Here is a 14,144-nt window from a genome sequence, read left to right as displayed (position 1 = left end):
CAAGATGACCGTACATGTGAATGATGGTGGCCGTGTTGAACTCATCAGTCGTAAGGATTGTGAGGAGGCAAGGGCCATCCTGGAGAGGTTAAGGGGTGCGGGCTACGGGGAGGTTGAGCTGGTTAACGGGGTAAGAGGTACGTGGTTTACATGGGCATGGACGTGATAAGGAAGCACCCAGAGCTCGCCACCAAAGTCTGCGAAGTACTTAGGAGGATGCTCGAGGAGGCAGTGAGCAAGGGCAACAAAAAGAGAGCTTAGGGGATAACCAAGGCAATGACAAACCTAGGCTGTCAATAACCCCACCCAAGGGCCCACGGGCAAACAAACCACACAACAAAACAATAAGTACAACCACCCCGAGAAAAACACCCAGCAAACAAGCAATAAATAAAACAAAACCCACACAACACATAGAATTCAGCAACGAACCCACGAAACCAAAAACTTAAAACCACCCCATAAAATCATTAGCCAGGCCCGTAGCTAGCCAGGTAGAGCGCCCTGGGGCGGTAGCCCCGCGTAAGGCTCATAACCGGGAGGTCCCGGGTTCAAATCCCGCGGGCCCACCACCGTGCTGTCCTTGCCATGTTTTGTTGTGGTTGATTGAGTTGTTTAGTCTCTGCGTAATGATTCAATGGCCTTCCTGAGCCTATACTCCATTCTCTTCATGTATATTGCCATGGCGGCCATTCCGAGGAATTGTAATCCGATCAGGGTCATTATTATGGCGATCAACCCCTTAAGGTAGTATTTAATGCCGTAGAATATGTACCAATAACCAACGTAGGCGCCAAGGGCTAGGCCAGGTATGAGGAGGAGTGCGCCCAGTAGGAATAGTATTAGCATTGGGTTGTACCTAATGGTTAGCCTAACCATGTCACCGAATATCCTCAGCCCACCCCTCACGCCAAGCTTCTTCCTACCAATCTTGCGCCTATACTCAATGGGGATCTCCCTGACGACCCTGCCCGTACTAACCATGTGGGCCGTTATATGAGCTCGATACTGAAGCCGCCAACCTCCGCAACCGCATCCCTAAGCGAGTCGGCCCTAATTATGTACATGCCACTAAGCACGTCATGAAGCTTCGTGCCGAATAGTAGGTTGAAGGCCCAGGTGAGTATTTTATTACCAATCCTATAAATGAAGCCCTGACTGCCTGGCAGTGGCCTTCTAACGCCTATTACCTCGTCAGCCCCAGTCCTCATTATCTCCCTAACCATCTCCGGAACGTACCTGGCCGGGTATGAGTAGTCCCCCATCTATGACGAGCATGTAGGGCGTATTCACGTACTTCAGCGCCGTCCAGATGGCCATGGCCTTACCCCCACCCTCCTGCTGAATAACCCTAACCCCACGTCCCGCTGTTGAATACGCCAATGAACCATTCCCATAGTAAATCAACAGGTAGTAATCACTCACTAGCGAGTCATTGGGCTATTTTACAATGATCCAATCACCTGGTAATGCGTGGGTCACGTTTATGAACCTAGGCACAGTGTCGTAAGTATGATTATTGGTATCGCCGCATTAATGATTAATAACCTAAATGAGTTGATATCCCTAATGAAGAACCTAATTGATGCATCAATTGCGTAAACCCAACGATGCACATTAATGAATCACTGACACCCTTAAAAGTTAAATCTCACGGGTTAACAACACGTAAGGTTGTTAAAGGGGTTTAATAGCGGTATCCTGATGCAGTGTCAATTACCCACCAGGTATGAGTATGGGGAGCACACGGCGGACATTGCCGTGATAGCCTATGGCTGCACACTTGAGGAGGCCTTTAAGAATGCCGCGGTTGGGGTTGCCGGCCTCACCTACTACGTTGATAGGGTTGAGCCGAGGGAGTTCGTGGAGGTTAACGTGGAGGGTGATGACCTTGAGCAGCTATTGTTTAACTGGATTGATGAGTTTATTTACCTATTCGATGGTAGGAAGTTCGCCTATGGCGATTACTTTAGGGAAGTTAGTATTGAGGGTAATGGGCCGTATAGGATTAGGGCTACTGTTGGTGGTGAGCGCTTCGACATTAATAAGCATGGTTATAGGGGCCTAATTGTTAAGGCCATGACTTACAACATGATGGATATTAGGAAGGTCGATGATTACTGGAGGCTCACGTTCGTGGTTGACATCTAAGTTGTTGATGCGTTCCCACAACTGTGTCCTAACTTCGTTTCATGTTTCTATTCATTTGTTTATTTTCATATATTCTTGATCAAGGGTAGTTCGACAAGGGATTAGGCAAAAAATGCATTTTTATAAAGGTATAAATTTCGAGGTTTCATAACTACTTGGCTATGGGTAAGGTTGTTGATGTTGATGAAGCATTGGGCATCATTAGGGATGGTGATGTCATTGCTGTTTCGGGGTTTAATATGGCGACAACCCCTGAGTACCTGCTCATTAAGCTTTATGATAGGTATAGGGAGACGGGGCATCCACGTGATTTATTCATACTTGCTGACTCATTGCCTGCAGCTAGGGGGCGCGCTTTTGATTTAATTGCTGAGTGCATGATTAAGGATAATGACTTCGGCTTCATTAGGGGATTCATGATGCCGTTCCTTGGCGTTGCACCATCACTGCAGAGGCTAGTTATTGAGGATAGGGTTGAGGCTTACTCATTCCCCATTGGTGTTGCGACTAGGTGGTTTAGGAGTGTGGCCTCTGGTGTGCCTGCCATTACTAAGGTTGGCCTTGGGACATTCCTCGACCCTAGGCAGGACGGTATATACTTAAATGACCTGGCGAGGGAGAGGAGGACCTGTAGGGTTGAGTTAATTAGCATTGATGGCGATGAGTACCTGCTCTATGACTGCCCAAAGCCAAGGGTTGGCCTAATCAGAGGTAGTACAGCCGATGAGTTTGGCAACCTAACAATGAGCGAAGAGGCGATATACGGAACCGTTTTAGCAATAGCACAGGCCGTTAAGGCCCACCCCAATCCAGGTACTGTAATTGCCCAGGTACTGTATGTAAGTAAGTTTGTCAATCCCAGGGATGTTCATGTACCAGGCCCATTAATTGACTACATCGTTACTTCACCGCCTGAGTACCACACGCAATCGGCCAGTGTTAGGTATGACCCAAGCATGTGCGGTCGTGTTGTCCTGAGTAATGTCTGTCTACCCAGTGATGATAAGCCTGGCTTCGAGTACGTGATTGCGAGGAGGGTGGTGCTCGAGTTTGCCAGGCTCGTGGAGAAATTGGGTAGGCCAATAGCCGTTAACCTAGGCATTGGGATACCTGCCTGGCCGCGAGGATAATAAGGAGCGAGGGTATTGAGGATTACGTGGTCACCACGGTAGAGTCCGGCCCCTGGGGTGGGATAGCGCTTGGTGGTGATGACTTCGGCGTTGCGTTGTCCCCCAAGGCAGTACTGTCGATGCCCGATCAATTCATAATGTATGAGGGCGGCATAATAGACGCCTCGTCACTGGGGTTCATGCAGGTAGGACCCAATGGGGATGTAAACCCAAGCTTCCTACCTGAGAGGGTTACGGGACCTGGTGGGTTCCCGGTCATTGCCCATGGCTCGCCGAGGCTCTACTTCGCGGGGGCATTCACGGCGGGTAAGAGGGACATAGCGGTCATGAATGGTAGGCTTGCCATAGTTAGGGATGGGCCAATAATAAAGTTTGTGAAGAAGCCATACAAGGTGGGCTTCAATGCTGGGCTCGGCCTTAAGATGGGTAAGGAGGTCCTTTACATAACCGAGAGGGCCGTATTCAGGTTAACGGGTGAGGGCTTGGTCCTTGAGGAGTACGCACCGGGTGTTGACATTGAGAGGGATATATTGGCTAAGATGGAGTTTAAGCCCATGATTTCAAGGCATCTACAGCCAATGGATGAATTAGTGTTTAGGGATGGCCCATGGGCCTATTAGAGGTTGTTGAGAAGGCTGTTAGGCGTTGATTATGGCGTAACCTATTATCCTTGGTCTCCTGGGCCTGGCATTAACATTTATTACCAATGCTCTACCACTGGTCATGGGTAACTCCCTGGCTAGGGTGATGTTGTTGCCCTCGACCTTACCCATGACCTTAATGCCGTTAAACACCACGTGAACCTCCCTAGCATCATCACTCCACTTAAACCTGCTGAAACCATCGATGGAGTTTATGAATTTCGTACCAGGCCTAACCAACGCCTGCACCCCCTCAATATCCTCAAGCCTAACATTCCTAAGCGCTAAACCAACGCGGGTTCCCGGCAGCACGGAGTCCTGATCCTCATCAAGAACCTGTATGCTCCTAACCTCAACTTCTAAATTCATTGGGTAGGCAATGAACCTGTCATGAACGGACACCTGGGTCAATGCATAGCCGAGCACCACGACACCAACACCCCTGACATTAAATGCCCTATCAACGTAAACAATACCCCTGTCAGGTACCTCAAGGTCAAGCTCCCTAAACTCGGAGACGAATTTGGAGATGCCTAACTCGCCGAAGTACTTCATGAATAGGTTAGTATCATCCGCAAGGACCACGCCAGGTATCCCGGAGGCCTCAAGCAGTAGTGCTTTCTCGCCGTCGAGCCAGGCGACCTCGTTATTAACCCTGAAGTAGAAGGAGCTCGATATTGACAGGGCCATGGCCTCATCAAGGATACTGCTTGGGCTTGGTATTAAGACACTACGAACAAGCTCACCAATCTTCCTGTAATAAACCCTCTCCTCACCCCTATCCCTCTTTCCAAGCATTGACGCTACCCTGAAGGCCTCCTGCTCATTCGTTGATAAAACGGTTATGATGCTTCCTCGAAGCACGAGGTTATGGTTAGGGAATTACCGTTTTTAAACCTATCGTATTAATTAGGTAAAATGATCATGGAGGCAGGACATTAATGATGTCGCTGGCTATCTCGGCGAGCCCAAGCTCCTCGACGGTCCTCCTCCTTGGGTAGCCAGTGCTCGGGTCCCAACCAAGTGTCTCCCAGTACTGCTCCCTCATTCTCTCCACATCCTCCTCAGTCAACTTAACGCCGGCAAGTGGGCCCTCTGGGAATGGCTCGAGAACCCTCTTGGGTAGCTTGAAGTCCTTCTTCGGGTTGACGCCCTCCCTAACATTGAATAATTGCCTAAGCGTGTGTATCCTATGGCCAACCTTAAGCAGTTCCTGCGGTGTATACTTCATGCCAGTCACGGCATATATCAGGTCTATGTATGGCAGCGTCCTATAAATGACTTGCGAAGCAAATTGGCAGAAGCCCAGGGAATTCTCGACTTGCGTGGACATGGCTATTACGGCGGCCTTACGACCCTTATCACTATAATCATACTTTGGCGATGCGCCCAGGTCCATGCCGATATCAAATGGCGCCCAAAGTCTCTTACCACCCTCACCCCACCAATGGACCCCACCAGCCGTGTGCCTGGCCGGTGTTGGATCTGCCGTGTATGTAATGGCCAGTCCAGGCAGGAACTGCGGGTGGTGTGATGGTAGTTCCTGGCCACCAACGTGCATTGCGTACTGCTCGGCGCCCTTGCCAATTATCTCGGCAGCCCTCTTAACACCCTGCCCAAGTATCTTACCGATACCCTCCGCCTTGGCTATTAACTCAACGAGCTTAACCACACTCTCAGGGTCACCCCACCTCAGTGGAAAGCCAACATCCTTCTCAGTGAGTATTCCCTTCTCGTATAACTCAAAGGCAAAGCCTACGACATTTGCAGTTGAAATCGTGTCAAGCCCATACATGTTGCAGAGCTCGCCCACGTAAACCACCGAGTCCTGGTCAGCATTTAATAATGCCGGCCCGAATAGGGAGCCGTCTCATACTCAAGCCTATGGCCCTCGACGAGGCCGTACCTAGTGTTCCTCCTAATCCACGCACCGCAGGACACAGGACAGCTGGCGCATCCGTAGGGCTTGACATTATCCTTAATGACCGTGTTTGTGCCGAACTTCTCGAGGTTCTTGGTCCCGTAATCCCTAACACCAATGCCAGCCCAATTCTTAATTGGCGTATCGCCAGAGAGGACGCTCGTGTCTAATGTGGATATTGTCCCGTACTTATGCCAAATCTCGTATGCCCTCGCCCTAGTCGTCCTTAGGGCATCTAGCATCTCCTTAATCCTTTGCCTCAGTAGGTCCCTATCATGGATCTCCGGCTTCTTATCACCGACTGCGACTATGGCCTTCAGCTTCTTACTACCCATCACGGCGGCGAGTCCGGACCTGCCGTAGGCCCTACCATACTCATTAATAATGGCGGCAATCAACTGAAGCCTCTCGCCAGGGGGGCCAATACTGACCACTTGGGCTCCCTTATATCTACTCCTTAATTCATCCTCAGTCTCCCTGGTGGTTTTACCCCAAAGGTCGGTCGCGCTCTCTATGTGTATGTTGCCATTATCAATTAATATGTAGACTGGCTTCTCGGAAACGCCCGTGACAAATATGGCGTCTAAGCCAGCCTCTAGAAGCTTGGGCCCAAACCTACCGCCGGCGTTTGAGTCGCCCCAACCGCCAGTCAGTGGTGACTTACCAACGGCCATGGACCTGCCAGTCATTGGTATGCCACTGGCGTTTAGTAGGCCCGATATTATGCCCAGTATGTTGTCGGGGCCAAGCGGGTCAACCCTAGGCCTCATGTGGGTATATAGGAACCAGGCGCCTAGTCCATAACCACCCAGGAAGTTCCTATAAACCTCATCAGGCACTTGTACCTTCCTGACCTCGCCCGTCGAGAGGTTGACGAAGCTATAACCCATTAATGCCCTTAATCGTCACGGCCTGTTAATAATTGCTCTCTCTATTAAAGTTATGCCTGAAGACTAATTAAGTTATGATATGCAGGCATTGGTATGAGTTTACGTGGCTTAATTCGCATTGATCACGCTATTTCTCGCCGCCTCATACCTACGTATCTGCTCGAAGAGGTATGATGATGCTCAAAGCATTGCACCGGCGACCATGTAACTCCTACCAATGCCGATGGAATCAGCTAAGTAGCCGGATGCCAAGGAACCCGCCAGGTATGCCGAGCCAGTGATGAAGTTATAGCTCCAAGGCCCCTACCCTCCTCACCGCTGCTGAGTCTCTCAAAGACTATCACACTCGATGCCGTGTAGAACGTCGAGAAGGCGATGCCCGCGGCCAGTGGGTATAGCGTTAATCCCGTAATGATCATGGTCTCGGGGGTTGATGATGTTAAACCAATTAGAAAGTACGACAGGCCCCTCAACAGTAATGCACGTGATGAAGCTCTGGAATTACCACCAAGTACTTTAATCATGCGCGGCGTAATCATGAAACCCACGATCTGGATCCCCATGCCTACGGAGATTATGGTCATTACCCAAGTCCTCGATAAGCCGCCGACCCTGAGACCGTAGGGATAAAGCGTGTTGAAAATGCCCGATGAGACGTAGAAAATAATGAGCGCAAGGTATAGCGTCACCAACTCGCCGGGACTGACCTTAAGCCCCCGCCCACCGGGTAACAGCCTCTCCATAGCCTTTCTATTGCCGTTGGTGATCCTCGGTACTGAGACCAAGGACCAAACTGAGGAGACCATGGGCAGTAAACCCATGATGAGGAGTATGGACTTAACATCCATAAAGCCCGATAATACGGCCGCCGAGACATCACCCACTAAGTAACCCAGTGAATTAATGAAGTTGAGCATGGAGTACGACTCATTAAGTCTAAGCTTGCTCGAGGACTTGACAAGTATGAAGCTTGTGGAGACACCAACAGCGGAGGAGAACAGTGATGAAGCGGCGTAGTAAAGGGCTATCTGCGGAACGTTGGGCGCGTATGACAATGCCAGGATGAATATGGCCGTACCGAGGAAGCCCAGGGCAAGCACCTCCTTACTGCCGTACCTATCCAGTAGGAAGCCCCACAGCAGTGGGGCGATTATTCCGGTGGCAGAGCCGCGGCCATGGCGTAACCAACATCCACCGGGCCACCCATTAATGAGGCGATTTCGAGGGTTATCAAGGTGCTCAGCGGACCGATGGCTACACTATATGGCAGTAGGGTCAATACCCACCCAGTGCTCCGCTTATTGGTAATGTCCATATCATGGCAGGCATTATTTTAAGGCACATTTAAAACATACTACACGAGAATAACCAAAAAGAAACAGAAAGTTAGACTAACATGGCTTCTAAATACCATTATATGAAGCGCGGCATTGGTCTTGAGGAGGGTGACGTGATTTGAAACAGTGCAAACCCTGGATGGCCTTATTACGGTATCATAGGCCCATTGATGTTTGGTAAACCCGTCGTATTCCTAAACAGGCCATTCTCCCCTGAGGACACGCTTAGGTTGCTGGAGGAGTTGAAGATTACGAACTTCACCTTTGTACCAACGGCTTACAGACTAATCATGGGTACCGTAAAGAACATAGGTAGGTATAACCTGAGGGTTAGGAAGCTTAGCTCAGCAGGTGAACCACTCAATCCTGAGGTGATTAGGTGATTCCAGGAGAGGTTGGCGTCCCGGTTAAGTGCCACTATGTTCAATCTGAGGTAGGCATGGTCGTCTAGTTTAAACCCTCTCGGCATCCATTGTTAGATCAAGAGATCGGGCACTATGCGTTATGTAACCGCTGGATATCACGTCAACGCCCGTCCTTGCATACTCAATCACGTTGTCAGGCGTTATACCGCCGCTTGCCTCGAGTATCACCTTACCCTTCAACTCATTGACTATTGGCGTTATATCGCTGGGTCTCATATTATCGAGCAATACGGCATCGGCACCAGCTCTATAGGCCTTGATTGCGTCCTCATACGTAGACACCTCCACCTCAACCTTCTTCGTGAAGCTCGTCCCCTCCTTAATCAGCCTGATGAGCTTCTCAAGGTCTCCGTAAATTAATACGTGATTATCCTTAATCAACACCGCATCAGCCAGGTTAAACCTATGCGGGTCACCACCACCAACCTCTATCGCATACTTCTCAAACGCCCTGAACCCGGGCGTTGTCTTTCTCGTACCGGCAACCCTAACCGTTGGGTTAACGGACCTAGCCAACCTAACCATGGTGCTTGTGGCAGTGGCAATACCCGAAAGTCTCGAGAGGAAATTCAGAGTTAATCGCTCAACCGTTAATAACCTACCCGCGTCACCAATGATCTCCATTATAATGTCGCCCTTACGTAGCGCCTCACCATCGTGCTTGTGCGTAATTACCTCGAAGCCGAGGTATTTGAGGAATGGAGTTATGAACCTAAGCCCGGCGATTATTCCCTCATCCTTAGACTTAACAATGCCCCTGGCCCTAATGCCCTCAAGGAACCTACTGGTTATGTCCTCTGGATACGCGTCCTCCTCCAGGTAGTTAAGAAGCTTGTTTATGTAAAGTTCCTCAATCATGGGGACACCCTGAAGTAAATTCTCTTCTGCCAATTAATATCCTTGCCTGGGTAATCAACCTATAGTGAGTTCCCCTGGACTCTGTCCTGAGTAGGGCGGCGTATGCCGTTAGGTAAGAGACCAAGGCGGCGTTGGACTCCTTAGTACTGACGGCCATGTTTACTCGTTCGTAAAGGTCCACGGCCTTCCTCAAACCCTCACCACTCCTAAGTATGCCCACGTACTCCCAATTAACCCTCCTAACCTCATCAATACTCATTAAAGGCCCATTATCCCTAAGCTTTATAGTCACTAGCAAGCCATCGTCAAGCCTCGGTCCATCCCAAGGCTCGCTCAGGTACCTGGGTAGGTTAAAGCCCATTACCAATGCTTCAAGCAGTGAATTGCTGGCTAGTCTATTGGCTCCATGCAGGCCGGTATCAGCTACCTCACCAATGGCGTAAAGGCTTGATGTTCGTCTCACCCCTAACATTAACCCTCAACCCACCAATTGTGAAATGCGCACCTGTAGATGGGCACCCTATCCTTATTACTTAATCCATGCCTCCCCAGGAAATCACTGACACCAGGGAATTTTCTATCAAAATCCTCAATATCACTTAAATCCATGTACACCCTATGACCATTCATCAATTCCATGTATATTGCCCTGGATAGTACGTCCCTCGGGGCCAACTCGCCACGTTCATGGTAATTAAACGCAAACCTCTCGCCAAGCTCATTAACAATCCTGGCGCCCTCACCCCTCAAGGTCTCGGTTAAGAGCATAGTCTCACCGCCCAGGGTTGTTATGGTTGGGTGAAATTGAACGAACTCCATATCCGAAACCACGGCCCCAGCCTAAGGCTATGGCTACTCCATCACCGGTATTTGTTGATGGGTTTGATGTGTATTGCCATAAGTACGCATAACCACCCATTGCTAATACTAGGTAATCCACGTTACTAATGAGACCCCGCTCCCTAGTCACGAAACCCCTAATCACCCCATCCCCTATCTGCAGCGCCATCAACTCATCCTCAACAATATTCACGCCAAGTCCAACGGCCTCCTTAAGCAGGAACTCGGTCAATACCCTCCCAGTCTCGTCAGTCTTATGATGAACCCTCCTCCTGAAATGCCCACCCTCAAGCCTTAAGTCCTTATCAAATTCAAAGCCCATCCTTATCAATTCCTCAATAATGACGGGCGCCTCACTTGTAAAGTATCTAACGGCTTCCACATCGCAAAGCCCATCACCAACCCTAAGCGTATCCTCCGCATGCATTTGCGGTGAGTCATCAATTGCCGTGGCGGCCGCTATGCCGCCCTTAGATACATAACTTGAACCTCCATGCAATTCCTTAGTTATTACGGTAACATCATAGCCAGCCCTCCTAAGGGCAATTGCGGCCGACAACCCAGCAATGCCGCTACCGATTATGTATATCAACGGCCTCACCCCTCAAGGAGTTTTCGAGTCCTTTCGAAGGCCTCCCTTATGGCGTCGGCGGTTGATTTCGGTATCTCAACCTCATGAACCATGTCCCGGAGCGACCTATAGACCTTATCGAGGGTTATCATCGCCATGAATGGGCACCTAGCACTTGGGCCTGTCGTTAATGGATAAAACGTCTTATTAGACACCTTAATCCTCAGGGCATTTAGCATGCCTATTTCCGTACCAACCACGAATTCATCATAACCACTATTCCTGGCATACTCAATCATCTGGTTCGTGGATCCCACGAAATCGGCCAGCCTCAACACATTAAGGGGTGCCTCTGGGTGTATCATCACCCTAGCCCCTGGATACTTAGTCCTAACCTCCCTCAACATATCAACCGTGTAATTTGCATGAACTACGCACTTACCGTTGGGAGGCACCTTAATTATACGCTTACCAGTCATGTAAGCAACGTAGTCTGCCAGGTTAGAGTCGGGGCCGAAGATAACCACATCGCTACTCAATCTCCTAATGACCTTAATGGCCGTCGATGATGTAACGATGTAATCGGCCAACGCCTTAACATCCACGTTACTATTAACGTAGAGAACCACGGGGACGTTGGGATACTCCTCCTTAACCCGCCTTAATGTGCCTACGTCAAGGGCATCGGCTATTGTACAACCAGCGCCGGGGTCTGGTGCGAGGACAATCCTATCGTAATTAAGTGCCTTGGCTTGCTCGGCCATGAACCTGACGCCTGCGAAGACTATTACCTCGGCCTTCGTTTCCATGGCCTTTAGTGCCAAGTCATATGAGTCACCGATGAAGTCAGCAACGACTTGTACGTCGTAGTCCATGTAGTTGTGGGCGAGTATTACGGCATTTCTCTCACGCTTTAGGGCCAGCACCTTATTGATTAAGTCCTTACTTCCCATTGCTGGCGGGTTTATCTATATCGTAAAATATTCTCTATCTGGCAAATAAATAACGGCACAGATAAGGTAGAGCACTAAGGCTCAGGGCAAAAACTGTCAGGTCTATGACATGGATTGAGCTTGATAAGTTAGTGGTGATGCATTACTACGATGCATATGCACCCTCCCTTATGCTCTCCTCATAAACGTACCTACCACCCCTCATGTATGACAACACGGCGCCTATGGCAACGAAGACTATGGATATGTACAGCGAGAACCTGAGGCCCATCATGAATGGTGGTCCAAGGACGCTGGTAGGAATGTATTGCTGTCCAGGAGTCTCACCACACCTGCTGGTAGGTTATTGACTGTTGAGTTGGGCAATACCGATGCAGGGTCCATACCGAGGAATGTCGCAAAAAGTAGGCTAGATGCTGGTATGCTGGCCAGTGCATCGGCTATGCCTGTGGGTAGCCCATAACTTAGGGCAATATTGTGGATCCTAATCGGCACGTACTGGGAGAAAACGCTCATGGCTATTGTGAAGAACATGGCCATGCTTATCGTAGAACCAACATTACTCAAGGTTTGCCTCATACCATTACCCGCACCTCTATCCCTTGGTGGTAGCATTCATGATCGATGCGGTGTTTGGTGAGGCAAATAGGCCATTGCCAACGCCGTTAAGGAATAGTATTGACTCGAACTCGACTAGGTCGAAGTTGTAGGGAGTAGCGTGAGTAGGTAGAGCGATATGGCTATTATTACCATGCCCACGGTAGCTATGATCCTCGCGCCGTACTTATCCGTGAGCGAACCACCGATTGGTGCCATTACCACGGTGCCCACGAGCATGGGCAACATGTATATGCCGGCCCAGAACGGGGTCTCCGTATAACTAAAGCCGTGGAGCGGTAGGTATATGCCCTGTAGCCATATTGTTATTAGGAACATTATGGCGCCCCTGGCCAGTGATGATAGGAAGAGAGCCATCACACCGTAGGTGAAGGGCCTAACCCTAAACAGTGATAGTTTGAAGAGTGGTTCTTCCTGCCTAAGCTCTATGGGTATAAATGCGATTATTAACGCTGCACCGGCTATGAAGGAGGCTATGACCAGCGGGTTCGTCCAACCCATCTCCGAGTTTCCATAGGGCATCAGTGCGTATGTGAAGCCCAGGGTTACTAACACGAGGCCGAGGGCGAGCGTCAAGTTACCCCAGTAATCAATCCTCACCCTCACACTTCCCCTATCAACCCTCCTTAGCTTAAATATGGACCACAGGCGCCGGCTATTGCGAAGGGCACGTTAACGAGGAATAGGAGGTGCCAGTCATAGTTTGAGAGTAGGCCGCCCAGTATTATTCCAAGGAAGGAACCAATTATGAAGGAGGCCTGGTTCAAGCCAAGGGCCTACCTCTCTCGCCTGGTGGGAAGGCGTCGGTCAGTAATGCCGTGCTATTAACCATAATGAAACCACCACCAATTGCCTGGACAACCCTAAACACTATCAGTAGCAATGCACCGAAATTGCCTGAATCACTCGGTATTAATGAGAGCAGTACCGAGGCTACCGCGAATGTTATAAAGCCGAGTGTATAGAGCCTAGTCCTGCCAAATAAGTCCGAGATCCTGCCGAACGTAACTAGGATGCTGGCGAGGACTATGTTGTAGCCCATGAGAACCCAAAGCAGGTAATCAAACTCCCCGGGTAGGAATGGGTTAACATTCAATCCCCTAAAAATCGTGGGCAGCGATATTAAGACAATGTACATGTTAATTGAAGACATGATTACTCCAAGAGTCGTATTAGTCAGCACAACCCACTTATACTCCATCAATAATCAAAACCATTATCAGAAACAAATCATATTTAAAACTAATGCCAATAGAAAAACAATTCAATTAATGTATGTCGGTTATAAATACCTACTTTCCTTTCTCGGCTATGTACTTCACGCTGTATAGAAACGTCAGGGCAATTACGTATAAAATTAATGCAATTAAATAATCTGATATGAAACTCCTCGTTATGTAATTGAAGTAGCCGAATATTGTTGGCCCCACAAAGGATCCAATATTACCAGCCCAATCTATGAGCGCTATAACAGTTGCCGAGGCCGCCCCAGTGAAGAGTTGCGTTATTAGTGCCCAGAATGCTTATACCCATCATCGCGCCTATTATTATTAGGGATAGGCCTACAGTAAGCATTAACATGTTTGCGGGGAATAAGTAGGCCAGTAGTGCGCCGATGAGGGATAGTATTACGCCAACTCCTACGTGATTATACCTCTCATTAGTTCACTCTGAACATAACCTGTTAATAGTGCCTGTGGAAGGCACGCAAATGAATGGGCTCACGGCTGTTTTAAGGTCGGCTGCCGCATAGGTATACCCACGGTAAGTAGCGGCACATCACTCACACTAAACGTTAACCCAGCTAAT

At 49.3% G+C, this 14,144-nt stretch carries 17 protein-coding genes, 1 tRNA gene and 3 pseudogenes; 4 read left to right on the top strand and 17 right to left on the bottom strand.

Annotated elements, in window-relative coordinates; all coding sequences use genetic code 11:
• Positions 1-476: 476 nt before the first annotated feature.
• Positions 477-572: transfer RNA gene (locus JCM16159_RS17040), tRNA-Ile, on the top strand.
• A 43-nt stretch (positions 573-615) separates the two neighbouring features.
• On the opposite strand, the gene JCM16159_RS10415 is transcribed toward JCM16159_RS17040, so the two are convergent.
• Genes JCM16159_RS10415 through JCM16159_RS19365 form a run of 4 tightly spaced genes read right to left on the bottom strand, consistent with a single transcriptional unit; the run spans position 616 to position 1,616 of the window.
• Positions 616-984: a hypothetical protein gene (locus JCM16159_RS10415; RefSeq protein ID WP_054857785.1), complete on the bottom strand. Its 369-nt coding sequence runs from the start codon at positions 982-984 to the stop codon at positions 616-618.
• An 8-nt stretch (positions 985-992) separates the two neighbouring features.
• Positions 993-1,226 carry a hypothetical protein gene (locus JCM16159_RS10410; protein ID WP_054857784.1) on the bottom strand — a complete coding sequence of 78 codons (234 nt, stop codon included), beginning with the start codon at positions 1,224-1,226 and terminating at the stop codon, positions 993-995.
• A complete protein-coding gene (locus JCM16159_RS10405; protein ID WP_054857783.1) occupies positions 1,219-1,425 on the bottom strand; it encodes a hypothetical protein in 207 nt (68 codons plus the stop codon). Before JCM16159_RS10405 ends, JCM16159_RS10410 begins: the two co-directional genes overlap by 8 nt.
• 59 nt (positions 1,426-1,484) lie before the next feature.
• Entirely contained in the window at positions 1,485-1,616 is a 132-nt protein-coding gene (locus tag JCM16159_RS19365) for a hypothetical protein (RefSeq protein ID WP_367834456.1), read from the bottom strand.
• Between the two features lie 88 nt (positions 1,617-1,704).
• Between JCM16159_RS19365 and JCM16159_RS10400 the strand changes: the two genes are divergently transcribed.
• Positions 1,705-2,151 (top strand): archease, encoded by a 447-nt coding sequence (locus JCM16159_RS10400; RefSeq protein WP_054857786.1) that lies wholly within the window; start codon positions 1,705-1,707, stop codon positions 2,149-2,151.
• Between the two features lie 161 nt (positions 2,152-2,312).
• Positions 2,313-3,930 (top strand): annotated as a pseudogene (locus tag JCM16159_RS10395) (acyl CoA:acetate/3-ketoacid CoA transferase).
• Here the strand turns inward: JCM16159_RS10395 and JCM16159_RS10390 are convergent.
• From JCM16159_RS10390 to JCM16159_RS17035, 4 genes and pseudogenes are all read right to left on the bottom strand, one after another.
• Positions 3,920-4,786 carry a hypothetical protein gene (locus tag JCM16159_RS10390; protein WP_054857782.1) on the bottom strand — a complete coding sequence of 289 codons (867 nt, stop codon included), beginning with the start codon at positions 4,784-4,786 and terminating at the stop codon, positions 3,920-3,922. The pseudogene JCM16159_RS10395 and the gene JCM16159_RS10390 overlap by 11 nt on opposite strands.
• Positions 4,787-4,844: 58 nt before the next feature.
• A pseudogene (locus tag JCM16159_RS10385) lies at positions 4,845-6,733 on the bottom strand (aldehyde ferredoxin oxidoreductase family protein).
• Positions 6,734-6,966: 233 nt separating this feature from the next.
• The gene (locus JCM16159_RS10380; RefSeq protein WP_243666626.1) at positions 6,967-7,857 is read right to left on the bottom strand and encodes an MFS transporter; all 891 of its coding nucleotides are present in this window, start codon (positions 7,855-7,857) and stop codon (positions 6,967-6,969) included.
• 26 nt (positions 7,858-7,883) lie between these two features.
• Complete coding sequence (locus JCM16159_RS17035; protein ID WP_243666620.1) at positions 7,884-8,048, bottom strand: hypothetical protein; 165 nt, start codon at positions 8,046-8,048, stop codon at positions 7,884-7,886.
• Positions 8,049-8,240: 192 nt separating this feature from the next.
• Here JCM16159_RS17035 and JCM16159_RS10375 point away from each other — a divergent pair, with 192 nt between their 5' ends.
• Entirely contained in the window at positions 8,241-8,453 is a 213-nt protein-coding gene (locus JCM16159_RS10375; protein ID WP_054857781.1) for an AMP-binding protein, read from the top strand.
• A 69-nt stretch (positions 8,454-8,522) separates the two neighbouring features.
• Here the strand turns inward: JCM16159_RS10375 and nadC are convergent, their stop codons facing one another.
• The 9 genes and pseudogenes from nadC to JCM16159_RS17005 form a co-directional block, all read right to left on the bottom strand.
• The gene (gene nadC, locus JCM16159_RS10370; RefSeq protein WP_054857780.1) at positions 8,523-9,353 is read right to left on the bottom strand and encodes a carboxylating nicotinate-nucleotide diphosphorylase; all 831 of its coding nucleotides are present in this window, start codon (positions 9,351-9,353) and stop codon (positions 8,523-8,525) included.
• Positions 9,350-10,785, bottom strand: a pseudogene (locus tag JCM16159_RS10365) (L-aspartate oxidase). Before JCM16159_RS10365 ends, nadC begins: the two are co-directional and overlap by 4 nt.
• A 5-nt stretch (positions 10,786-10,790) precedes the next feature.
• The gene (nadA, locus tag JCM16159_RS10360; RefSeq protein ID WP_054857779.1) at positions 10,791-11,717 is read right to left on the bottom strand and encodes a quinolinate synthase NadA; all 927 of its coding nucleotides are present in this window, start codon (positions 11,715-11,717) and stop codon (positions 10,791-10,793) included.
• Between the two features lie 145 nt (positions 11,718-11,862).
• On the bottom strand, positions 11,863-11,991 hold the full coding sequence (locus tag JCM16159_RS19360) for a hypothetical protein (RefSeq protein ID WP_367834455.1): 129 nt from the start codon (positions 11,989-11,991) through the stop codon (positions 11,863-11,865).
• Positions 11,988-12,332, bottom strand: coding sequence for a hypothetical protein (locus JCM16159_RS17025; protein WP_243666618.1), 345 nt, complete (start codon positions 12,330-12,332; stop codon positions 11,988-11,990). Before JCM16159_RS17025 ends, JCM16159_RS19360 begins: the two co-directional genes overlap by 4 nt.
• Positions 12,333-12,410: 78 nt before the next feature.
• Positions 12,411-12,941, bottom strand: a complete 531-nt coding sequence (locus tag JCM16159_RS17020) for a hypothetical protein (RefSeq protein WP_243666617.1) — start codon at positions 12,939-12,941, stop codon at positions 12,411-12,413.
• A gap of 20 nt (positions 12,942-12,961) precedes the next feature.
• Positions 12,962-13,102, bottom strand: a complete 141-nt coding sequence (locus tag JCM16159_RS17015; RefSeq protein WP_243666616.1) for a hypothetical protein — start codon at positions 13,100-13,102, stop codon at positions 12,962-12,964.
• Complete coding sequence (locus JCM16159_RS17010; RefSeq protein ID WP_243666615.1) at positions 13,099-13,536, bottom strand: MFS transporter; 438 nt, start codon at positions 13,534-13,536, stop codon at positions 13,099-13,101. The genes JCM16159_RS17015 and JCM16159_RS17010 overlap by 4 nt, the downstream gene beginning before the upstream one ends.
• Positions 13,537-13,627: 91 nt before the next feature.
• Positions 13,628-13,765 (bottom strand): hypothetical protein, encoded by a 138-nt coding sequence (locus JCM16159_RS17005; protein ID WP_243666614.1) that lies wholly within the window; start codon positions 13,763-13,765, stop codon positions 13,628-13,630.
• Positions 13,766-14,144 lie beyond the last annotated feature (379 nt).

The sequence above is a fragment of the Vulcanisaeta sp. JCM 16159 genome (assembly GCF_001316265.1).
GTDB lineage: Archaea > Thermoproteota > Thermoprotei > Thermoproteales > Thermocladiaceae > Vulcanisaeta.
This window is presented reverse-complemented; position numbering and strand designations above follow the sequence as displayed.